Origin of the sequence: Leisingera aquaemixtae, assembly GCF_006740765.1 — a bacterium.
GTDB classification, from domain to species: domain Bacteria; phylum Pseudomonadota; class Alphaproteobacteria; order Rhodobacterales; family Rhodobacteraceae; genus Leisingera; species Leisingera aquaemixtae.
Map to the genome: position 1 here is coordinate 2,504,855 of NZ_CP041159.1, position 21,807 is coordinate 2,526,661.

Sequence of the window (21,807 nt, forward strand, 5' to 3'; positions counted from 1 at the left end):
CCGGGGTGCGTCACCCCTTGCGCTGGTAGAGCCAGGCGCCGTCTTCGCGCTCCCAGCGCGTCACCTGACCGGTATGGTACAGATGATTTACATGGGCCACCGCCTCCACCAGTGCAAGGCCATACTCGCCTTCGCCGATTGTGCGCTTGAACAGGGGGGCAAAGCAATCTGCGGCCGTGCGCGGCTCTGACAGGTGGTCCATCAGCCGGTCCAGCGCGCCGTGGTGGTTGCCGATCAGCTGCTGCATCCGAAGCGGCAGGCGGGTGAACGGCAGCTTGTGGCCGCCCAGGGCGAGGTGATCGGGGCGCGCCAGCTTCGACAGCCGCTCGCAGGACTCCAGCCATTCGCCCAGCGGGTCCGCCATCGGCTCGGTTGCGTAGACGCCGATATTGGGGCTGATGGTCGACAGGATCTGATCGCCGGAGATCACCAGATTGTCATCGCGGCTCCAGAAGGTAGCGTGCTCCGGCGCGTGGCCGTTGCCGATGTGCACATCCCAGTCGCGCCCGCCCATGCGGATCACGTCGTCCTGCTTGATCCGGGTGAACCCCAGCGGCATCGGGTGCACAGTGTCGGCAAAGTTGAAGGGCCGGTCATTGACGCGCTTTTCATAGAACTCCGGCGCCATGCCCGCGCTGCGGTAATAGGCGAGGGTTTCTTCCGGCCAGACCTCCTGCACGTCCAGCGTCAGCATCCGGGCAAACAGCCAGGCGGTGCGGGTGGTGACCAGCTCAGCCCCATGTGCGCTTTGAAACCAGCCGGCCAGTCCGATGTGATCGGGATGGTGGTGGGTGCCGACGACACGCCGCACCGGCTTGCCCTGCAAGGGGCCGGCCATCAGGCTGTCCCAGATCGCGCGGCTTTTGCGGGTGTTGAAGCCGGTGTCGATCACCGTCCAGCCGTCGCCGTCATCCAGCGCGTAGATGTTGACGTGGTCCAGTTTCATCGGCAGCGGCTGGCGCATCCACAGGACGCCCTCGGCCACCTCGATCGCTTCGCCCTGCGCAGGCGGCTCCTGCCACGGAGTGCGGGGCGAAACGTCGGGGATGTCGGTCACGGCGTCAGCCTGCCAGCTCATCAAGGCTGAGGGCAAAGGTGCCCGCGGCCCCCGCCTGAGCGTGCGCCAGAAGCGAGGCATGTTCCGGCAGCATCCGGGTGATGTAGAAGCGGGCCAGTTTCTCGCGCGCACCGCCCTGGTCCGCCATCGCCGCCGCCAGATGGTAATGGCCGCCCAGCACCCGGGCAAAGGCCCGCAGATACGGCACGGAGCCGGCAAAGCGGTCCTGCATGTCCTCTTGCGCCACCAGCCACTCGGTGGCCTCACGCAGGGATTCGCAGGCCTGCCAGACGGATTCGGCCATGTTGGGATGCGTGGCGCGGGCGCGCTCGGCCTGCTCCTCGATCTCGTCGATGAGGGCAAAGGCGGTCTCGCCGCCGTCCATCATCTTGCGCGCCACCAGGTCCATCGACTGGATGCCGTTGGTGCCCTCGTAGATCGCCGTCACCCGCACGTCGCGGTAATACTGCGCGGCGCCGGTTTCCTCGATAAAGCCCATGCCGCCATGCACCTGCACGCCGGTTTCCGAAACCCGGATGCCGGTGTCGGTGCCAAAGGCCTTGGCAATCGGGGTCAGGAACGCAGCGCGGGCGGCCCAATCCTTTTCGCCGGTTGCGGTCTGCAGGTCGATCGCCTGAGCACAGGCCAGAAGGATCGCGCGGGAGGCGAACAGGTCCGCCTTCATCTCCATCAGCATCCGGCGCACGTCGGCGTGGTCAGCGATGAAACCGCTGGCGGTCTTGCCCTGCTTGCGCTCCAGCGCATAGGCCAGCGCGTGCTGATAGGCACCCTCACCGGCGCCAACACCCTGCCCGCCGACGCCGAGGCGCGCGTTGTTCATCATGGTGAACATGGCCGCCATGCCGCCATGCTCCTTCCCGACCAGCCAGCCGGTGGCGCCGTCATACTGCATCACGCAGGTGGGAGAGCCGTGCAGGCCCATCTTGTGCTCCAGGCTGACGACCTTCAGGCCGTTGGCCTTGCCCGGGTTGCCATCAGCGTCCGGCAGGAACTTCGGCACCAGGAACAGCGAGATCCCCTTGGTGCCCGGTGCCCCGTCCGGCAGCCGCGCCAGCACCAGGTGGCAGATGTTTTCGCAGAAATCATTGTCGCCCCAGGAGATATAAATCTTCTGGCCGGTGACCGCATAGGTGCCATCGCCGTTCGGCTCTGCCTTGGAGCTGAGCGCGCCCACGTCGGAGCCAGCCTGCGGCTCGGTCAGGTTCATGGTGCCGGACCATTCGCCGGAAATCAGCTTGGGCAGGTACAGTTCCTTGATCGCGTCGGAGGCGTGATGCTCCAGCGCCTCGATCTGGCCCTGGCTCATCAACGGGGCCAGCTGCAGCGACAGGCAGGCGCCGGCCATCATTTCGTTCACCGCGGTTGCGACCGTCAGCGGCAGCCCCATGCCACCGTGCTCTTCCGGCGCGCTCATGCCGATCCAGCCGCCTTCGGCGATGGCCTTGAAGCCGTCGGCAAACCCCGGGGAGGTCCGCAGCACGCCGTTCTCCAGGTAAGCGGGCGTCAGGTCGCCGTTGCGCTGCAGCGGCGCCAGCACCTCGTCGCACATTTTGCCCGCCTCGTTCAGGATGGCGCTCACGACATCCGAAGGGGCCTCGGCAAAGCGGTCGGTGGCGGCGATTTCGTCATATCCGGTCACGTTGTTCAGCAGAAACTCGTACTCGGAAACGGGGGCACGGAAGGTCATGGGCGTCCTTTAGCGGTGTTTCGGGGGCGTCCTGGCGCGGGCAGCCTTGGCTTCCCGGCACGGGCCTATTATGGTCAGTGGCTTGACCGATTACCTAATCGCACGCCTGTTCCAATCAACCAAAACGCCGCGTCACCCGGAATGCCCCAGCACAGCACCGAAATCCTTGCCGCAACGGAAGCGGGCATCGCCCGTGCCGCCCAGCTTTTGCGGGAGGGCAAGCTGGTCTCCTTCCCGACCGAAACGGTCTATGGGCTTGGCGCCGATGCCCGCCAGGGCGAAGCGGTGGCAGCGATCTATGAGGCCAAGGGGCGGCCGTCCTTCAACCCGCTGATTGCGCATGTGCATTCGGCGGAGGCCGCGCAGCGCTATGTGGAGTGGAACGGCATGGCGGAGACGCTGGCGCAGGCGTTCTGGCCCGGCCCGCTGACCCTGGTGCTGCCGCTGCGCGAGGGCCACGGCATCTCGCCGCTGGTGACGGCCGGGCTGGACACTTTGGGCGTGCGCGTGCCTGCGCATCCCGCGGCCCAGGCGCTGCTCAGGGCGCTGGACGGCCCGGTGGCGGCGCCCTCGGCCAACCCCTCCGGCAAGATCAGCCCGACCACTGCGGCGCATGTGAAGGCCGGTCTGGACGGGCGCATCGCTGCCATTCTGGACGACGGCGCCTGCGGGGTCGGGCTGGAGTCGACGATTATCGGCCTGGCGGGGCCAGAGCCGGTGCTGCTGCGCCCCGGCGGATTGGCGGCGGAGGAGATCGAGGCGGTGCTGGGCCGCAAGCTGGCGGTGCGCGATGTGCATGATCCGCTGACCGCGCCCGGCCAGCTGCTGTCGCACTACGCCCCCGGCGCGCCTGTCCGCCTTGATGCCGCCGCGCCTGCCGAGGGCGAGCTTTACCTCGGCTTCGGCCCCGGCGCGTGCGACCTGAACCTGTCCGAGCGCGGCGACCTGGCTGAGGCGGCGGCCAATCTGTTCGGCCACCTGCACCGCCTGGACGCGCTCGGCAAGCCGATCGCCGTGGCGCCAATCCCGGAGCACGGGCTGGGCGAGGCCATCAACGACCGCCTCCACCGCGCCGCCGCGCCGCGGGATTGAACGGCGGGTTTGCAGCCCCACGCGGGGCTCCCGCCCCTTTGAGGCCCATCCCAGATGGGCCGCAAAGCGTTGGGCCAAGCGCCGCGCAAGCGCGGCGGGCGTTGCGGCCTGTCCAAGCGTTGCCTCATGGGCTGGAAGGCCGGCCGCCAGTTGGAATTGGAAACCGTCCTTAAGGCTCCGGGACGCCAGCCGCTGCGCCGGGCCCAACCTTTTTCCGGTCATCTTTGATGATTGGAACAAAGGGCGGGAGCACTCCCCCTGCCCTGAAGCACATCGCCCTTTCGACCGCGGGTCAGGCGTGGCCCGCGCTGGCCGACAAGGTCAAGGGATCGACGCCCAGCGTCTTCAGCGCGGCTTCCCATTTGCTGTCATCAGCCAGGCTGAAGACCAGTTCAGGGCTCGCCTCTGCCGTCAGCCAGCCGTTCAACGCAATCTCCGACTCCAGCTGCCCCGGCCCCCAACCGGCATAGCCCAGCAGCACCAGCAGGTCCTTCGGCCCCTTGCCGCCGGCAATATCCTCCAGGATGTCCAGCGTCGCAGTCATCGAAAAGCCGCCCGGCACCTTCAGCGAGCTGACATCCGATTCGTAGTCCGGCGTGTGCAGCACGAAGCCGCGCTGTGTCTCCACCGGGCCGCCAAAGCGCACCGGCAATTCTGCCGCGGCGCTGCCTTCGCCGCCCATGTCCAGCTGTTCCAGCAGATCGCCCAGCGCCACGCCGTCGGCGGGCTTGTTGACGATAAGCCCCATCGCCCCCTCTTCGCCGTGCGAACAGAGGAATACCACTGCGTGCTCGAACCTCGGGTCGCCAATTCCAGGCATTGCAATCAAGAGCTTGCCGGTCAGATCCATGAACTTCCATCTTTCTGCTGCCTGTCCCCACCATGACGCGCAGCCGCCCGGCACGCAAGGGGCGCAAACGCGCAGGGCGGTGAAGCCTCCAGCAAATTTGCCGCAAACACAGGGTGATGAGCGGCGCATGACCGGATCGTGACTTGGCAAACCGCGCTGCCGGGCGCATGTATTTGTGCATGAGGAAGACACTGACCAAAGCGGCTGCCTGCGCGGCCTCCCTTCTGGCCCTTGCCGCTGGCTCCCCGGCCCTGTCCGGCGCCGCCGAAGGCGGCATCGTGGAGATCGAGGTGCTGGACGGCGGCATGACACCGCGCGGCACCTATATGGGCGCGCTGCGGGTCAAGCTGCAGCCCGGCTGGAAGACCTATTGGCGTGCGCCCGGCGATGCCGGTATCCCGCCCAGCTTTTCCTGGCGCGGCGCGCGCAACGTGGGCGCGCTGTCGATCACCTGGCCTGCTCCCGAAGTGTTCCTGACCTCCGGCTACCGCACCATCGGCTATCACGATCAGCTGGTGCTGCCACTGGAGATCACACCGGAGACCCCGGGCAAGCCGGTGCGGCTGAAGGGGCGGATGCAGCTGGGGGTGTGCAAGGATGTCTGCGTGCCGGCTGAGCTGAAATTCGACCATCAGCTGGACGCAAGCGCGGGCCGCAACCCGGCGATTGCCGCCGCGCTCGCGAGCCGCCCTTGGTCGGCCAAGGAGGCTGGCGTGCGCCAGGCGGCTTGCAGCCTGCGCCCGTCTGAGTACGGCATGAAGGTCACCGCCCGCATCTCGATGCCCCCGGCCGGCGGCGAGGAGATCGCGGTGATCGAGCCCGGCAACCCCAAGCTTTACGCCGGCGAAACCACCACCCGCCGCGAGGGCGGGCTGCTGGTGGCGGAAACCGAGTTTCTGCCTGCCGACAACAGCGCCTATGCCATTGACCGCTCGAAACTGCGGATCACCGTGCTGGGGCAGAACCACTCTGTCGACATTCAGGGCTGCAGCGCCGGATGAGCTCAGCTGACAGCCCGCAGCGCCCGGTGCTTGGCACCATTGCCGTGGTCTGCCGTCATTTCGATGGCCAGGACCACGTGATCCTGGTGCAGCGCGGCAAGGAGCCGAACGCAGGCTGGTGGGGCTTTCCCGGCGGCCATGTGGAGATGGGCGAGACCGCCCTCCAGGCCGCCGCGCGCGAACTGATGGAGGAAACCGGCGTCTCCGCCCGGCCGCTGGAATATCTCACCAATGTGGATGTCATCGTCCGCACCGCGGCGGGCGGGGTGGAGCGCCAGTATCTGCTGACCGTGGTCCTGTGCGCGCACGCCAGTGGTGATCCGCTGCCGGATGATGACGCCGAACAGGCGGAATGGATCCCCATCGCGGAGATCGAAAACCGCGGCCTGCAGCTGCTGGATCAGGTGGGCGAGGTCGCCCGGCTGGCTCAGGCCCGCTGGCGGGCGCTGAACCGGTAGGCCGCGCCGCCAGCCAGATAGGCCAGCAGCGCCAGCACCAGCGCCCCGGCCAAACAGGCCAGCAGCCCGGCCCGCACCGGCTCCATCGACGCCAGCGCAGGCACTGCCCGCAGCAGCGGATGCAGCGCCCCCGTGGCCATCGCCCAGCCCAGCGTCAGCACCAGCCAGCCCAGCTGCGCCAGCGCGGTGCCCAGCACCAGCCAGCGCAAACGCCCTGCCCCGCGCCGCAGGGCCCGGCGCAGCGCTGTCATCGGCCGCGACAGGTCCCGCTGCATCGCCACCAGGGCAGGCACCACCAGCAGCACCAGGAACATGCCAAAGCCCAGGCCGTAGACCAGGGTGATCACCGTCGGCTTCAGGAACTGTGCTTGCTGCGCGCGTTCGAACAGCAGCGGCGCCAGTCCCAGCACCGTGGTCATCGTCGTCAGCATCACCGGCCGCAGCCGGTCCGCCGCCGCGTCGATGATCGACGGGATCAGCCCGCGGTCTTTGGCATACTGGTCGATCGTGGTCACCAGCACGATGGAATCGTTGATGATGATGCCGGTCATCCCCAACAGGCCCACCACCGTGAACATGGACAGCGGCACCTCCCAAATGTAGTGGCCCCAGATGGTGCCGACGAGGCCAAAGGGAATGATCGCCATCACAACCAGCGGCCGGGTCCAGCTGGCGAAGATCCAGGCCAGCACCAGGTAAATCCCGGTGAGGCAAAGGATCAGGCCGGTACCCGCCTCCTGCAAAAAAGTCTGCTCCTGCTCCGCCAGCCCCGACAGGCGCCATTCGACCTGCCGCTCGCTGGCGATCTTCGGCAGGATCTCCTCCTGCAGTGCCTGCATCACCGCCTCGGCGCGGGCCGGATCGTCCTCGGAGATGTCGCCGGTCACGCTGATCACCCGGATGCCGTTCTCGCGGCGCACGGTGGAAAACCCGGTGCGCTGCGTGACCGAGACGATATCGGCCAGCGGCACGTAGATCCCGCTGGGCGCCCGCATCAGGGTGCGTTCCAGGAAATCGGCGGTCAGTTCATTTTGCGGCAGCTCCACCCGGATCGCTGCGCTGCGCGGCCCGTCGGGATAGGTTGCTGCCTCAATCCCATTCAGCCGCGCCCTGAGCGCACGGCCCAGGCTGCCGATGGTGAAATTCAACGCCTGGCCGTGCGGGGTGAGGTCCAGGATCACCTCCTCCTTGTCGTAGGCCAGGTTGTCCTCAACCGCGGACACCTCGGGGAAGCGCAGCAGCGCAGTTTTCAGGTCCTCTGAGGCGGTCTTGAGCGTCTGCACGCTGGCGCCCGCGAACTGCACGTCCAGCGCATCGCCGCCCGGGCCAGAGCGCCAGCTGCGGAAGGACACCGTCTCGACCATTGGGTGGCGCGCAACCCGTTCCTGCAATTCCGCCACAAAGGCGAAGCTGGAATAGGGGCGCAGGTCGGCGTCGATCAGCTCGATCGAGATCCCGCCCAGCAGGTCGGCTTCCTTGCCTTCAACCCCCGACAGGCCGCGGCCCGCATTGCCGCCGGTCTCGGCCATCACGAAATCCAGCGGGTTGCGGCCGTAGCGTCCGGCGTATTCGGCGCCCAGCGCCTCTGTCGCGCGCTGCATCTCCCGCATCATCGCAAGGGTATCGGTGCGGGTAGCCCCCTCGGCCATGACGAAATTGCCGGTGATTGAGCCGCGCTCCGGCGCGTTGAAAAAGCGCCATTGCACATCGCCGTTGATGAACAGCGCCGCCTGGCTGGCCAGGATCGCCAACGCCCCGGCCAGCACCGCATAGCGCGCGGTGACGATCAGCCCCATCAGCGGGCGGAACGCATGGTCGCGCAGCCAGCGGAAGCCGCGGTTCACCATCCGGTTCGGCCAGTCGTACCAGTGCCGCGCCTGCGCATGGGTCAGCGCATGGGCCAGGTGGTTGGGCAGGATCAGGAAGCATTCGACCAGCGAGGCCGCCAGCACCGCGATCACGGTGAAGGGGATGTCGCGGATCAGTTCGCCGAACCGCCCGCCCACCAGCGTCAGTCCGAAGAAAGCAATGATCGTGGTCAGGGTCGCCGCAAAGACCGGCATCGCCATCCGCCGGGCGGCATTCTCGGCGGCCTGCACCGGATTTTCGCCGAGTCGGCGCACCCGGAAATCGGCGTGCTCCCCCACCACGATGGCATCATCCACCACGATGCCCAGTGTGATGATCAGGCCGAACAGGCTGACCATATTGAGGGTGATCCCGGCCGCATACATCAGAGCCACCGCGGCAAACATCGAGGCCGGTATCCCCACCGCCACCCAGAACGCAATGCGGGTGTTGAGGAACAGGAACAGAAGGCACAGCACCAGCGCAAGCCCCATCAGCCCGTTGTCGACCAGCAGGTTCAGCCGGTCGGTGATGTGTTCAGCGCGGGTGCGGATCAGCTGCGCTGTGACCCCTTGCGGCAGGCTGGCCTGCATTTCCGCGACCACGTCCTGCACCTGGCCCTGCAGGCGGATTGCATTGCCCTGGTCAGAGCGGTCGACCCGGATCGACATCGCCGGATGGTCACCTACGAAGTAAGAGCGGTTGCGGTCCACCCCCTCGACCCGCACCGAGGCCACATCATCAATGGTCAGGACGGAGCCGTCGGGGTTGGTGCGCAGAACGATGGCTTTCAGCTCATCCGGCTGGCGTTTCTCGCTGCCGGTGCGCACCCGGGCATTGGCGCCGCTCACGTCGCCTGCAGGATCCGCGTCGACCTCGGCGGCAATCGCTTCGGCGATTTCGCGCATGGTGATGTCATGGGTGATCAGCTGGGCGGTCGGCACCTCGACGATGGTTTCCGGCGCCGCCACCCCGCGGATGGTGGTGCGGGTCACACCGGCCTCGAACAGCCGCACCACCAGCTCATCCGCAAAGAGGCCCAGCTGACCAGGCCCCACCGGGCCGGTGATCACCACATCTGTCACCCGGTCGCGCCAGGCGCCGCGCCGCACCTCCGGCTCCTCCGCCTCTTCCGGCAGCGAGGTGATGCCGTCCACGGCGCTTTGCACGTCATCGGTAGCCTGCCCCATGTCGGAGCCCGGCTCGAACTCCAGCGTCAGCGTTGCCAGCCCTTCGCGCGAAATGGAGGACGTCTTCTCCACCCCATCGACCGCCAGCAGCACCGGCTCCAGCACCTGGACGATGGCGTTGTCCACGTCCTCCGGCCCGGCGCCCTCCCATTCAACCGAGACAGTCACCCGCTCGACGATAACATCCGGGAAGAACTGCGCCCGCATATTGGGCATCGCCGCCGCCCCCAGCACCAGCATGATCACCAAGAGCAGGTTTGCAGCGGTGCGGTGGCGGGCGAAGTAACTGAACAGCCCGCGGGCCGGACGGGGGAGCTTGCGGACCACGGCCCTCAGCCTCCCATCCGGGATTCAATGCGGGTGACCAGCTGCGCGGGCACCCGCGCCTCGGCCAGCTGCCGCAGCATCTGCGCCTTCACCTCTGTCGGCATCGCACTGCTGCCCTCGACAAAGGCCACCAGCCGGGCGCGGCGCTCGTCGCTCAGCTCGATCAGCTCGGGCAGCGCCTGCACCCCGGCGCCCTGGCGCAAGGGGCGCACCTTAATGCCAGCGCCCAGCAGCGGCGTGCGGCCGGTAACGACTTCGCGGCCCTCCAGCCCGGCGCCGCGGATCAGCACATCATCGCCCTGGCGGCGCACCAGCTCCACCGGCAGCGCCTCCAGCCGCCCCTCCTCGCCCAGCACCAGCACCTTGCCATCGGCGCCCAGCGCCGAGGCGGGCACACGGGCCACCGCCGCGACCTCTGGCTCAGTTACCTTGACAGTGACAAAATCCCCGGGCTCGAACCCCGGCGCGGTTTCCAGGCGCGCGTAGACCAGCCGCCCGGTTTGCCCGTTGCCCGCCGCGCCGCTGGCGCGGGAGATCCGCCCGGCGGCGCTCAGCCCCGCCCCGTCGGCATCCAGCGACACCCGCACCGGTGCTTGCAGCAGATGCCCTTCGGCGTCCAGCAGCCGGGCGTATTGCGCGGTCGAGACCCGGAAAGCCACCTCCAGCAGGTCCGGATCGACCAGATCCGCGAGCTTCTCATTGGCCGAAACCAGCCGTCCCTGCACCAGGTTCACCGATTGCAGGGTGCCGTCGAAGCGAGCCTTGATCGTGGTGTCGTCCAGATCCCGCTGCGCCTCATCCAGCGCGATCTGCGCCCGTGCCACCCGGGTTGCGGCCTGATCGGCGCGGGCCTCTGCCTGGTTCACCGCCTGCCGGCGCGAAATCACCGCCTGGCGCGCCTGCACCGAAGCCAGTTCTGCCGTTTCCACCGCCGCCGCGGTGCCGACGCCCCGGCTGGCCAGATCCACCTGCCGCTGAAAGGCGCGTTCGCGCAGCTGCGCCTGATCCTGAGTGGCTTGCAGTTCATCCTCGGCCAGAACCAGCGCGCGGCCTGCATCGCGCTCCTCGGCGCGGGCGTCCATCATGTCGGCCTCAGCCCGGTCCAGCGCCGACTGGGCATCCGCCGGGTCAATCTGCACCAGCACCTCGCCCGCGCGGACCGTGCCGCCGTCCTCGAAATCCTCAGAAAGCTGCACCACCCGTCCGCCGACCGCGGTGCGCAATTCCAGCGCGCGGCGGCTCTCAACCCGGCCAAAGGCAGTCAGCTCCGGTGCCACTGTCTGCAGCTCCGCCGTCACCACATTGACCGCGAAAATCCGCTCCCGCGCCGGGGGGGCTGCCTTCTCCGCGTTCAGCTGCGCCTCGATTGCGCCGAAGATCAGCTGCCCGGCATAAAGCAGCAGGGCCGCCGTGACCGCCGCCAGGAAAACCCCTGTCACACTCTGACGCAAAAAGCGCATGTTTCTCCCTTCCGGTGGCGGCTGCTGCCGGGACCGCGCAGGCGGCCTGCCAAAGCGTAAAATGCCTTGTGCCCGCTTGGAAATATATGAATTTCCGCACGGGTTTGCGAGGTTACACGCCGCGCGCGCTTACTTCCGGCGCAGATGTTCCTCCAATCTGGGCATGATTTCCACGAAATTGCAGGGCCGGTGGCGGTAATCGAGCTGTTTTGACAGGATTTCATCCCAGCCGTCCTTGCAGGCGCCGGGGCTGCCGGGCAGCGCAAACAGGTAGGTGCCGCCCGCGACCCCGCCAGTGGCGCGCGACTGCACCGCGCTGGTGCCGATCTTCTGCATCGAGACCCAGGTAAAAACGGTGCCGAAGGCCTCGATCTCTTTCTCATAGACGTCGCGGTGCGCCTCCACCGTCACGTCGCGCCCGGTCAGGCCGGTGCCGCCGGTGGAGATCACCACATCCACTTCCGGATCGGACACCCAGGCGCGCAACTGCGCGGCGATCTCCGCCCGCTCGTCGGGGATTATCTTGCGCGCGGCCAGCACGTGGCCCGCCTCGCCGAGCCGGTCGACCAGCACCTGACCGGAGCGGTCATCCTCCAGCTTGCGGGTGTCCGAGACCGTCAGCACCGCGATGCGGACGGGGATGAAGTCCATGTTTTCGTCAATCCGGGACATTGCCTGTCACGTCCTCTCCGTAATCGCCTGCCGCATGGCCAGCGCTGCAAAAATTCCCGCCGGGGCGCACGCCGGCAAACCTGCACCAGCACTCATGGCGCCACCTCGAACCAGCTTACGCCTGGGCCCAGATTGGCCACCTGCGTCTTGCCTAATGTGCCGCGAAAGCCCCAGCAATCATGCACATGGCCGCAGAGCAGCAGCTGAGGCCGGATCCGCTCCGCCGCGGCCCGGATGGCGGTGGAGCCGACAGACTGCCCGCCGGAGGTCAGATCCCCCAGCCCCTTGGGCGGGGAATGGCAGATCAGGATGTCCGCGCGCTCACAGGCCGCCAGCATCGCTGCCGCCTGCGTCTCGCTCAGGTCGCAGGACCAGCTGCCGAAAGGCGTTTCCGGCACGCCGTAGCCCAGCCCGAACAGGCGCAGGCCTTCGAACACCCCGCCTTCTCCATGCAGCACCGTGGTATCCGGCAAGCCCGCCGCCCGCAGCTCATCCGCGCTTTCGCCGTTTCCGGGCACCGCGGCCATCGGCGCCTGCAAACCGGCCAGCATCGCCACTGCCCGGTCCATCCCCTGCCGGCAATTGCAGAAATCGCCCGCGCCGATCACCAGATCCGCACCGGCGCTGGCCGCCACGATATCCGCCGCATGGGAGGCCGAGAGATGCAGGTCGGAGAACGCCAGGATTTTCATCGCTTTACCTCAGGACAAACTGCCCAGCCGCGCCTTGAGCTCCAGCAGGTCTGCCCAGGCCAGCCGTTTCTGCGCTGGCTGGCGCAGCAGATAGGCGGGGTGGAACATCGGGATCACCGGCCTGTTCCAGGCCTGGTCCCATTTGCCGCGCAGCCGGGTGATGCCGCGCTTGCCCAGCACCGCCTGGCAGCTGATATTGCCCATCAGCACCAGAACTTCCGGTTCCGCCAGCGCCACATGCCGCTCCAGAAAAGGCGTCAGCATGGCAATCTCTGCCGGCAGCGGGTCGCGGTTCTGCGGCGGCCGCCAGGGCAGCACGTTAGAAATATAAACGCTTTCGGCGCGGCTGAGGCCGATCGCCTCCAGCATCCTGTCCAGAAGCTGCCCGGCCCGGCCCACAAACGGCTTGCCCTGCAAATCCTCGTCCCGGCCCGGCGCCTCGCCGATGATCATCACCCGGGCTCCCGGCTGGCCGTCCGAAAACACCAGATTGCGCGCGCCGCGTTTCAGGTCGCAATGATCGAAACCCGCCAGCGCATCCCGCAAGGCGGGCAGCGACGCCGCCCCCTTGGCGGCCCTCTGCGCCACCTCCACGGGATCCGCTTCCTTGGGCTTGGGCGGCGGCGCGGGGGCAGCGCCCGGCTTCGGCTTGGGGGCCGCCTGCTCCAGCGCATAGCGGTCGACCGGCGCGTCGCACAGCGCTTCGGTCGCGCCAAGCTCCGCCTGCCACTCCAACAGCGCCCGCGCGCTCCAGTAATCCAATGCCGATTCCATGCGCCCAAGCTACTCCGCCCAGCCGGCAAGCGGAACACCTCACCGGCCCTGCCCTGCAAATTCAAGCCATTCATCTGTCTGAAAATACTCCGGGGAGCGCGAGGGGCCGGCCCCTCGCCTGCGCGCCGCCAGCCCCGCGGCTACGCCTTGCCGCAACCGCGCACGCCGCCTATAAGAACCTGCAAATCAAGCGGAGCCGCCCCCTATGTCCTTCGAACACCGCCATTTGCTTGGCATCGAACCGCTGAAACCGCATGAGATCACCGCGATCCTCGACCTGGCCGACGACTATGTGGCGCTGAACCGCCGTCCCGAGAAGCACTCCGACGTGCTGGCGGGCCTCACTCAGATCAACATGTTCTTCGAGAACTCGACCCGCACCCAGGCCTCGTTCGAGCTGGCGGGCAAGCGGCTGGGCGCCGATGTGATGAACATGGCGATGCAGGCCTCCTCGATCAAAAAGGGCGAGACCCTGATCGACACCGCGATGACGCTGAATGCGATGCACCCGGATCTGCTGGTTGTGCGCCACCCGCATTCCGGCGCCGTGGACCTCTTGGCGCAGAAGGTGAACTGCGCGGTGCTGAACGCGGGCGACGGCAAGCATGAGCACCCGACCCAGGCGCTGCTGGATGCGCTGACCATCCGCCGCTCCAAAGGCCGGCTGCACAGGCTGAACATCGCGATCTGCGGCGATATCGCCCACAGCCGTGTGGCGCGGTCCAACCTGATCCTGCTCGGCAAGATGGAAAACCGCATCCGCCTGATCGGCCCGCCGACGCTGGTGCCCGGCCAGTTCGCCGAATTCGGCGCCGAAATCTATGACGACATGCGCGAAGGGCTGCAGGACGTCGACGTCGTGATGATGCTGCGCCTGCAGAAGGAGCGGATGGACGGCGGCTTTATCCCGTCGGAGCGCGAGTATTACCACCGCTATGGCCTCGACGCCGAGAAGCTGGCGCTGGCCAAGCCCGACGCCATTGTCATGCACCCCGGCCCGATGAACCGCGGGGTGGAGATCGACGGCACGCTCGCCGACGACATCAACCGCTCGGTCATCCAGGAACAGGTGGAAATGGGCGTCGCGGTGCGGATGGCGGCGATGGACCTGCTGGCCCGCAACCTGCGCGCCGAACGCCAGGCGGAGGCAGGGTGAGCGGCATGGACGGCGTGATCCATATCCCGGCAGGCGAACGCGGCGTGATCCGGCTGTTCGAACTCGCCATGCGGCCGGAGCAGGCGGCCTTCCTGAAGGAACCTGGCGCGCTGGCGCAGGTGCTGGGGGCCGAGACGCTTGACATGGAGCAGGTGGAAATCTTCCCGGTCTCCGATCTGGAGGACATCGGTCTGACCGGTTACCTCACCGAAGGCTGCGGCGTGCCGCGCGCGCAGGTCGAGGCGGACCGGGAGGTTCTGCAGGCCCAGGAGGGCCATGTGCTGCTGATCCGCTCCCGCGCGTTTGACGGCAAGGAGACCCGGCTGACCCCGGCGGATCAGATCAAGCTGATCGGCACCTATGGCGAGCGGCAGACCAATTGGAGCGCGCCGCCCGCAACAGCTGAGAGCGCCAAGCCTTATTCTGCCCCGAAACTGACGCCGCGCGCGGCGCGGGCCCAGTCCCGCCGCATCGGGGCTGTGCTGTTTACCGTTGTCATGCTGCTGATTGCGCTGCTGATCTGGGTGCTTGTGAGCTGATGGCGGCACGCGAATTCAAACCGGACCGCGGCGCCTATGTCCGCGCTCACGCCTGGATGGCGGCCATCGGCATGGGCGGCGCCATGGCGGTGCTGTGGGTGATGGGCAGCCCGCACATCTGGACCGGAGCCATCGGCGGCCTGGCGGCAATCGCCCTGCGCGGCTGGTACATGGCCAGCGAGGAGCTGGCGGTGGTCTGGACCCTGACGGAAGATGCCCTCAGCGGCCCGGCCGGGCGCGGCGTCGCGCTCTCTCAGATCGGCACTGTCCGCACCATGGGCAGCTATGTGCAGGTGGTCACCAAAGGCGGCGACAAGCACCTGATAAAATACCAGGCCGACCCGGCCGCGACTCTCAACGCTATCGAAAGAGCCAAGGCATGAGCACTCTCTTCATCAACGCCCGCCTGATCGACCCGGAGGCAGGCACCGATACGCTGGGCATGGTTCTGGTGCAGAACGGACGGATCGCGGCGGTTGACAGGAATGGCACCGGCGCCGCCGCGCTGCTGAGCGCCCGTAACATCGGCCAGGACGGCGTGACCCAGGTGGACTGCGGCGGCAAATGCCTGGCGCCGGGGATCGTGGACATCGGCGTCAAGGTTTGCGAGCCCGGCGAGCGGCACAAGGAAAGCTATAAATCCGCGGGTCTGGCGGCCGCTGCCGGCGGCGTCACCACCATCGTGACCCGCCCGGACACCGCGCCCGCGATCGACAGCCCGGAAACGCTGGAGTTCGTGACCCGGCGCGCCCAGGCCGACACGCCGGTAAACGTGCTGCCGATGGCGGCGCTCACCAAGGGGCGCGAAGGCCGCGAAATGACCGAGATCCGGTTTCTGATGGATGCGGGCGCGGTGGCGTTTTCCGATTGCGACCACGTGGTGCAAAACACCAAGGTGTTCCAGCGGGCGCTGACCTATGCCCGTTCCTGCGGCGCCCTGGTCATCGCCCATCCGCAAGAGCCGGGCCTGAGCGCCGGTGCGGCCGCCACCAGCGGCAAGCTAGCGGCGCTGTACGGTCTGCCCTCGGTCTCGCCGATGGCAGAGCGGATGGGGCTGGACCGCGACATTGCGCTGCTGGAAATGTCCGGCGCGAAATACCACGCGGACCAAATCACCACCGCCCGCGCCCTGCCCGCGCTGGAGCGCGCCAAGGCCAATGGGCTGGATATCACCGCAGGCACCTCTATCCACCACCTGACTCTGAACGAGCTGGACGTGGCCGGCTACCGCAGCTTTTTCAAGGTGAAGCCGCCCCTGCGCTCTGAGGAGGACCGTCTGGCGGTTGTCGAGGCGGTGCGGACCGGGCTCATTGACGTCATTTCCTCGATGCACACACCGCAGGATGAGGAAAGCAAGCGCCTGCCGTTCGAGGAAGCTGCGGCCGGTGCGGTGGCGCTGGAGACGCTGCTGCCCGCCGCCTTGCGTCTGTACCATGACGGGCTTCTGGATATGCCCGTGCTGTTTCGCGCGATGGCGCTGAACCCGGCGAAACGGCTGGGGCTGGACAGCGGCCGCCTGGCCAAAGGCGCGCCGGCCGACCTGGTGCTGTTCGATCCGGATGTGCCCTTTGTGCTGGACCGCTTCAAACTGCGCTCGAAATCGCAGAACACGCCTTACGACGGCCAGCGGATGCAGGGCCGGGTGGAAGCAACCTATGTGGCCGGTGAGCCGGTTTACCGGAGGACCTGATGCCAGTTATCGACAGTTCCGCCGCCGTTCTGATCCTGTGGGCGGTGATCGGCTACGGCCTTGGTTCCGTGCCGTTCGGGCTGGTGGTCACCAGGGCCTTCGGTCTCGGCAACCTGCGCCAGATCGGGTCCGGCAATATCGGCACCACCAACGTGCTGCGCACCGGCAGCAAGGCCGCCGCGGCACTGACACTGCTTCTGGATGGCGGCAAGGGCGCGGCGGCGGTGCTGCTGGCCCGCTCCCTGGCCGGCGAGGATGCGGCGCAGGCGGCGGGGCTGATGGCCTTCTTGGGCCATTGCTTTCCGGTCTGGCTGGGGTTCAAGGGCGGCAAGGGCGTGGCCACGTTCCTCGGCCTGCTGCTGGCGCTGGCCTGGCCCGCGGGCATTGCCTGCTGCCTGACCTGGCTGGCGGCGGCGGCGGCCAGCCGGATTTCCTCGATGGGGGCGCTGGTCTCGGCCCTGTCAGCGCCGGTTTGGGCGTTTGTGCTGGGGTATCAGGCGGTGATTGGCCTGTCGGTGCTGCTGGCGGCGATTGTCTTTGTCCGCCATTCGGCCAATATCGCCCGGCTGCGCGCAGGCACCGAACCCAGGATCGGGCAGAAGTGACCACCGCAGAGCTGCAAGCCTTCCTTGCAGCTTTTGACGCGCTGCCGCTGGGGGCCTTCACCGGTCTGGCCGGCGGGCGCAAATACGCGGTCATCCGGCAGGATCTGGCCGCGGGCAAAGCGCAGAAACTGGTGGCGCGCGAACTCGGCGGCGGCGATTACATCAGCCTCAACCTCTACCGGCTGGCCTCGGGCGCGCGTCTGAAACCCTGCGAGATGCCCGCGGAGAAGGTGGTCCGCTTCGTTCTTGATCTGAACGTTATGGAATAAGACGCTTCAGCGCCCGGCCGTTGGACCAGGTGCCATGCAGCTCTCCGCTGGGCATCCGCACATAGACCACCGGATAGGTATCGCCCCAGTTCACCCAGACCACATCGCCATTGCGTGTGCCGCTGCCGGCATAGGTCTGGGTGCCGACCTGCCAATGCACCTCGATCATCCCGCCGCTGTCACGGATCTGCACGGTGCCGGAATAGCTGCTGCCGTCCGGGTTGCGGCCCTCGGCACGGTAACTGCCGCTGATGCCTTGGGCGCTGACCGGCACTGCCGCCGCCATCAAGGCCGCGGCCAGCCCGCACAGCAGCGCGCGGCGGGCGGGGAATGGGTGTTTCATGTTTGCCTCCGGTTTGCCTGCCCCTACCCTGCCCGCCGCATCGCGGCCTGTCACCTAGTCTGCGCAGGAATGCACAGCCCGCTGCCGCCCGGTGCACAGTCAAATTGAGTTGTTTTGAACGTGATCGCCCGGGTCTCCACATCGGTGCCGTGACCCGCAGGATTCCTCGGCGCACATGGTGAAACACCGGCCGGGCAAGCATTTGGGAACGCCGCGGCCAGGATTTGAAAGGACGGGACCATGAACAAAGTAAAAGCACTGATCAGCGGTGTGGCATTGTCGGTTGCGATGGCAACCTCAGCCCTGGCGGCGGGGGTTGAGATCAACGCCTCCTCCACCGGTCTGGCGCTGCAGGGCTATGACCCGGTAGCCTATTTCACGGTTGGGGAGCCGACTCCGGGCAACTGGAAAATCACCGCCACGCACAACGACGCGCTGTACCGTTTCGCGTCTGAAGAGAACAAAGCCCAATTTGAAAAGAACCCCGAAGCCTACCTGCCTGAATACGGCGGCTACTGCGCCTTTGGCGCGGCCATGGGCTTCAAATTCGACGGCGACCCGACCCTGTGGAAGATCGTCGACGACAAGCTGTATTTGAACCTCGCCAAGGATATTCAAACCCGCTGGGAAGGCGACATTCCCGGTTTCATCGAAAAAGCCGACTCCAACTGGGACGGCATCGCGGACAAGGATCCGGCGGAACTGCAGACCCAGTGAGGCTAAAGCCACCACTCACAAGCGAGCAGCCGGCGGCAGGACATCCTGCCGCCGGGTTTTTGATGAGCGGCCGCGGCTGATACCACGGGCCTGCCCTGCCCGGGCCCCAATTCCGCCGCAGTTTCCTGCGCAACCCAAGGGAGATTAAAATACAGCAGGTTTCCAATGATTTCCCGTATTCTTCCCGCCTTTGAAAGCTTTGCTTTCAAGTTTCTCGACTTTGACGGCCGCACCACCCGCCTGGAGTACTGGTGCGTTATCCCGCTGGTCTGGCTGTTTATTTTCCTGATGCTGCCTGGTGATGCCTCGGAAGTCTGGGGACACCTCTTGCGCCGCGAAGTACCGCCGCTGAACCCCTTCCACTATGGCTCGCTCGGGTTGTTCCTGTTCACCTTCATTCCGCGGCTGTCGCTGACCGTGCGCAGGCTGCATGATGCCGGGCGCAGCGGCAGATGGGCCAAGCTGCCGTTCACTGCAGTTTCGCTGGGGCTGGTGTTGAGCGTTGGCCTTCTGACAGCAATTCCGATGAGTGATCCAAGCGGCCTTGGCCCCGGGCTGATGGTCGCCGGGGCAGTGACGGCTTCCCTGTCCGGCAGCTTCTGGGAGGCGCTGTTCAATCTGGCAGCCATCGCCAATGCACTGGACTGGGACGCCATTCTGGCCATGCTGCTGGGCGTTGCAGCGCAGGCCGATCCGGGCGGTGTGCTGGATCAGACCGGCGTTATAGCGGCGCATGATCCCGTCCTGGCGTTTCAGTACTTGTTCCACTTCACGCTGATCGCGCTTGGGCCATTCATCGCGCTGTTGCTGCATCTCTATTTCATGCTGCTGCCCTCGGAGCGCGGCGGCAATACACACGGCACCAGCCCGGTGCCCCCCGCACGCGCGAGGCCCGCGGCGGTGAAGGAAACGCCTATGCGGGCTATGCCTGTCTGGCCAAGCGCACGGAGGAAGAGGAAAGGAAGCTGCAGGCGGCGCGCAAGGCGCAGGTCCGGGAATTGTATCAGCGCCGGGTGCTGGGCAAGCCGGGCAGCTGAGCCCGGCTTTGGAAACCAAAGGACCGCGTCGTGAACGCGGCCCTTGCAGTCTTAATAAGCGAATTCGCTGTAAATGCGGTTGAGGTCCCCGTCCCAGGCGCCGTGATAGCGCTCCAACAGCTCATCTGCCGGGACCTTGCCGCTTTCGAGGCTGTCTTTCAGGGCATTCAGGAAATGGGTCTCATCCGGCACCAGGCCGCCCGCGCCGGGCTTGTGCCGCGCCTTGAGGCCGCTTTCCGAAATCGCCACCACCTCCCGCGCCAGTTCATGCATGCTGATGCCGTTCACCTTGGCCTGCAGCCCTTGCTCGGAGGCCGCCACGCGCAAGCCCTCGCGGGTCTCGGCGTCCCAGCCCTTGACAAGATCCCACGCCGCGTCCAGCGCGCTCTGGTCGTAGGTCAGGCCGACCCAGAAGGCGGGCAGCGCGCACAGGCGGCGCCAGGGGCCGCCGTCGGCACCGCGCATCTCGATGAACTTCTTGATGCGGGCCTCGGGGAAGATGGTGGTCAGGTGGTCCGCCCAATCGCTCAGCGTCGGGGTTTCCCCCGGCAGCGCGGGCAGCTCGCCCTTGAGGAAATCGCGGAAGGACATGCCTAGCGCGTTGATGTACTCGCCGTTGCGGTAGACAAAGTACATCGGCACATCGAGCGCATATTGCACCCAGGCCTCGAACCCGAAGCCGTCCTCGAATACAAACGGCAGCATGCCGGTGCGGTCGGCATCCAGCGAGCGCCAGACGCGGGAGCGCCAGGATTTGTGGCCGTTCGGCTTGCCGTCCAGAAATGGGGAATTGGCGAACAGCGCCGTGGCGACGGGCTGCAACGCCAAGGCCACCCGCAGCTTCTGCACCATGTCGGCCTCGGAGGAGAAGTCGAGGTTCACCTGCACGGTGCAGGTGCGGCGCATCATGGTGGTGCCCATGGTGCCGACTTCCTGCATGTAGGCGTCCATCAGCTTGTAGCGGCCTTTGGGCATCAGCGGCATGTCTTCATGGTGCCAGACCGGAGCAGCGCCCAGTCCGATGAAACCGACGCCGATCTTATCGGCGATGTCCTTGACGTCGCGCAGGTGGGCGTTCACCTCGTCGCAGGTCTCGTGGATGGTTTCCAGCGGTGCGCCCGAGAGTTCCAGCTGGCCGCCCGGCTCCAGGCTGATGTTGGCGCCGCCTTTTGTCAGGCCGATCAGGTTGCCGCCCTCGATCAGCGGCGCCCAGCCGTGGCCGTCGCGCAGGCCTTCCAGCACCGCCTGGATCGAGCGCTCGCCGGCATAGGGCAGCGGCTTCAGCGTGTCCTTGCAATAGCCGAACTTCTCATGCTCGGTGCCAATGCGCCAGGCGTCCTTGGGCTTGCAGCCGTCGGCAAGGTATTCGGCAAGCTGCTCATGACGTTCGATCGGCCCGCCGCCGGACTGGGGAATGGACATGCCTGGCACTCCGTCCTGTTAGGTCTGTGTTGAAGGGTCAGTCGTGGGCGGAATCGCCGCCGGTGTCAATGCAGGCGCAAATGTTCCGGCCGGCTGGATCTGCGCTCCCAGATCACGACCTGGTGAGCACCTTTGCGCCGCAGCTCGGTCAGCATGCGCTCGGTTTTGAGGCCCGGCAGCGCAGCAAAGACGTCAAACAGCGCCTCATAGCCTTCGGCATTCACCGGAATTGCCAGCGGCGGCTGGCCCGGCTGCTCCAGCAGCCAGTGCGGCGGTTTCGAGGAATGGTCGAGCGCCAGCCGCTCCAGCTCGGAGGCCGCCACCGCACCGCCGGTCAGAGGACCGAAATAGGCAATCTGCCCCTCGTCCACCTGCACCACGCCCGGCCCGGCTGTGCCGCGCCGGAACCGCATCCGCTGCGCGCCGATCACTGCGGTCACCAGGCCGGTGGCCACAAGGGCCCAGCCGGTGATGGCTGTGAACCCGGCCGAGGAAAACGCCCATTTCAGCCCGAGCAGGAACATCAGCACGGCGGCCAATACTTCGCGCCATTGCCACAGGGTGGCACGGGCTTCGGGGCGGATGAAACTCATTTGCTTCGCCTTATTCCAACGTCGGGCGGGGCAGCGTCCCGCCACACCCTTCTTATTTGAGCAGCCAAGCCGGCGGATGCAATGGGCAACGCACCGATCGCCGTGCGGTTTTAGCCGCAGCTGCCCGTGACGGGCTCCTGAAACCCGGCAATCCAGTACTCGTCGCAGGCAGTCCTGCCCCTCTGGCCGGCTCGCACCACGCATTTTCGCCCGGCCCGGCACGCTGAACCGGAAGCTGCAGCCGGTATAACAGGATCCGGTTAGCAGAATCTGATCTTGGGGCAGACGAAAGCGATCCGCACGCCAT

The 21,807-nt window shown here is 66.8% G+C and carries 22 protein-coding genes; 11 read left to right on the top strand and 11 right to left on the bottom strand.

The window, feature by feature from the left end:
* Nucleotides 1-10: 10 nt before the first annotated feature.
* Complete coding sequence (locus tag R2C4_RS13905; RefSeq protein ID WP_141891101.1) at nt 11-1,078, bottom strand: MBL fold metallo-hydrolase; 1,068 nt, start codon at nt 1,076-1,078, stop codon at nt 11-13.
* Complete coding sequence (locus tag R2C4_RS13910) at nt 1,062-2,765, bottom strand: acyl-CoA dehydrogenase (protein WP_141891102.1); 1,704 nt, start codon at nt 2,763-2,765, stop codon at nt 1,062-1,064. The genes R2C4_RS13905 and R2C4_RS13910 overlap by 17 nt, the downstream gene beginning before the upstream one ends.
* 141 nt (nt 2,766-2,906) lie before the next feature.
* Between R2C4_RS13910 and R2C4_RS13915 the strand changes: the two genes are divergently transcribed.
* On the top strand, nt 2,907-3,857 hold the full coding sequence (locus tag R2C4_RS13915; protein ID WP_141891103.1) for an L-threonylcarbamoyladenylate synthase: 951 nt from the start codon (nt 2,907-2,909) through the stop codon (nt 3,855-3,857).
* A 292-nt stretch (nt 3,858-4,149) separates the two neighbouring features.
* Here the strand turns inward: R2C4_RS13915 and R2C4_RS13920 are convergent, their stop codons facing one another.
* Nucleotides 4,150-4,707: a YqgE/AlgH family protein gene (locus R2C4_RS13920; RefSeq protein WP_141891104.1), complete on the bottom strand. Its 558-nt coding sequence runs from the start codon at nt 4,705-4,707 to the stop codon at nt 4,150-4,152.
* 179 nt (nt 4,708-4,886) lie between these two features.
* Here R2C4_RS13920 and R2C4_RS13925 point away from each other — a divergent pair, with 179 nt between their 5' ends.
* Nucleotides 4,887-5,708, top strand: a complete 822-nt coding sequence (locus R2C4_RS13925; protein ID WP_244940732.1) for a protein-disulfide reductase DsbD domain-containing protein — start codon at nt 4,887-4,889, stop codon at nt 5,706-5,708.
* Nucleotides 5,705-6,166 carry an NUDIX hydrolase gene (locus R2C4_RS13930; protein ID WP_141891105.1) on the top strand — a complete coding sequence of 154 codons (462 nt, stop codon included), beginning with the start codon at nt 5,705-5,707 and terminating at the stop codon, nt 6,164-6,166. The genes R2C4_RS13925 and R2C4_RS13930 overlap by 4 nt, the downstream gene beginning before the upstream one ends.
* On the opposite strand, the gene R2C4_RS13935 is transcribed toward R2C4_RS13930, so the two are convergent.
* The 5 genes from R2C4_RS13935 to R2C4_RS13955 form a co-directional block, all read right to left on the bottom strand.
* Entirely contained in the window at nt 6,136-9,531 is a 3,396-nt protein-coding gene (locus tag R2C4_RS13935; protein ID WP_141891106.1) for an efflux RND transporter permease subunit, read from the bottom strand. The two genes, R2C4_RS13930 and R2C4_RS13935, sit on opposite strands and share 31 nt — an antisense overlap.
* A 5-nt stretch (nt 9,532-9,536) precedes the next feature.
* Nucleotides 9,537-10,991 carry an efflux RND transporter periplasmic adaptor subunit gene (locus R2C4_RS13940; protein WP_141891107.1) on the bottom strand — a complete coding sequence of 485 codons (1,455 nt, stop codon included), beginning with the start codon at nt 10,989-10,991 and terminating at the stop codon, nt 9,537-9,539.
* 129 nt (nt 10,992-11,120) lie between these two features.
* On the bottom strand, nt 11,121-11,663 hold the full coding sequence (moaB, locus tag R2C4_RS13945) for a molybdenum cofactor biosynthesis protein B (protein WP_141891108.1): 543 nt from the start codon (nt 11,661-11,663) through the stop codon (nt 11,121-11,123).
* Nucleotides 11,664-11,755: 92 nt separating this feature from the next.
* A complete protein-coding gene (locus R2C4_RS13950; RefSeq protein ID WP_141891109.1) occupies nt 11,756-12,355 on the bottom strand; it encodes a metallophosphoesterase family protein in 600 nt (199 codons plus the stop codon).
* A 9-nt stretch (nt 12,356-12,364) separates the two neighbouring features.
* A complete protein-coding gene (locus R2C4_RS13955) occupies nt 12,365-13,129 on the bottom strand; it encodes a uracil-DNA glycosylase (protein ID WP_141891110.1) in 765 nt (254 codons plus the stop codon).
* A 205-nt stretch (nt 13,130-13,334) separates the two neighbouring features.
* Here R2C4_RS13955 and R2C4_RS13960 point away from each other — a divergent pair, with 205 nt between their 5' ends.
* The 6 genes from R2C4_RS13960 to R2C4_RS13985 are packed head-to-tail and all read left to right on the top strand — an operon-like array spanning nt 13,335 to nt 17,388.
* Nucleotides 13,335-14,285, top strand: coding sequence for an aspartate carbamoyltransferase catalytic subunit (locus tag R2C4_RS13960; protein WP_058285136.1), 951 nt, complete (start codon nt 13,335-13,337; stop codon nt 14,283-14,285).
* A gap of 5 nt (nt 14,286-14,290) precedes the next feature.
* Nucleotides 14,291-14,824: a hypothetical protein gene (locus R2C4_RS13965; RefSeq protein ID WP_141892106.1), complete on the top strand. Its 534-nt coding sequence runs from the start codon at nt 14,291-14,293 to the stop codon at nt 14,822-14,824.
* Entirely contained in the window at nt 14,824-15,207 is a 384-nt protein-coding gene (locus R2C4_RS13970; RefSeq protein ID WP_141891111.1) for a hypothetical protein, read from the top strand. The genes R2C4_RS13965 and R2C4_RS13970 overlap by 1 nt, the downstream gene beginning before the upstream one ends.
* The gene (pyrC, locus tag R2C4_RS13975; RefSeq protein WP_141891112.1) at nt 15,204-16,514 is read left to right on the top strand and encodes a dihydroorotase; all 1,311 of its coding nucleotides are present in this window, start codon (nt 15,204-15,206) and stop codon (nt 16,512-16,514) included. Before R2C4_RS13970 ends, pyrC begins: the two co-directional genes overlap by 4 nt.
* Nucleotides 16,514-17,119: a glycerol-3-phosphate 1-O-acyltransferase PlsY gene (plsY, locus tag R2C4_RS13980; protein ID WP_141891113.1), complete on the top strand. Its 606-nt coding sequence runs from the start codon at nt 16,514-16,516 to the stop codon at nt 17,117-17,119. Before pyrC ends, plsY begins: the two co-directional genes overlap by 1 nt.
* Nucleotides 17,116-17,388, top strand: coding sequence for a hypothetical protein (locus R2C4_RS13985; RefSeq protein WP_141891114.1), 273 nt, complete (start codon nt 17,116-17,118; stop codon nt 17,386-17,388). The genes plsY and R2C4_RS13985 overlap by 4 nt, the downstream gene beginning before the upstream one ends.
* Here the strand turns inward: R2C4_RS13985 and lfb1 are convergent.
* Nucleotides 17,378-17,731 (bottom strand): LIC10280 family protein, encoded by a 354-nt coding sequence (gene lfb1 / locus R2C4_RS13990; protein ID WP_141891115.1) that lies wholly within the window; start codon nt 17,729-17,731, stop codon nt 17,378-17,380. The genes R2C4_RS13985 and lfb1 overlap by 11 nt on opposite strands.
* Nucleotides 17,732-17,971: 240 nt before the next feature.
* Here lfb1 and R2C4_RS13995 point away from each other — a divergent pair, with 240 nt between their 5' ends.
* On the top strand, nt 17,972-18,448 hold the full coding sequence (locus R2C4_RS13995; RefSeq protein ID WP_141891116.1) for a YHS domain-containing (seleno)protein: 477 nt from the start codon (nt 17,972-17,974) through the stop codon (nt 18,446-18,448).
* Nucleotides 18,449-18,613: 165 nt separating this feature from the next.
* Nucleotides 18,614-19,519: a DUF805 domain-containing protein gene (locus R2C4_RS14000; RefSeq protein ID WP_141891117.1), complete on the top strand. Its 906-nt coding sequence runs from the start codon at nt 18,614-18,616 to the stop codon at nt 19,517-19,519.
* A 17-nt stretch (nt 19,520-19,536) separates the two neighbouring features.
* Here R2C4_RS14000 and R2C4_RS14005 read toward each other — a convergent pair whose 3' ends face one another.
* Complete coding sequence (locus R2C4_RS14005; protein WP_141891118.1) at nt 19,537-20,907, bottom strand: glutamate--cysteine ligase; 1,371 nt, start codon at nt 20,905-20,907, stop codon at nt 19,537-19,539.
* 65 nt (nt 20,908-20,972) lie between these two features.
* A complete protein-coding gene (locus R2C4_RS14010) occupies nt 20,973-21,500 on the bottom strand; it encodes a hypothetical protein (RefSeq protein ID WP_058285127.1) in 528 nt (175 codons plus the stop codon).
* Between the last annotated feature and the right edge of the window lie 307 nt (nt 21,501-21,807).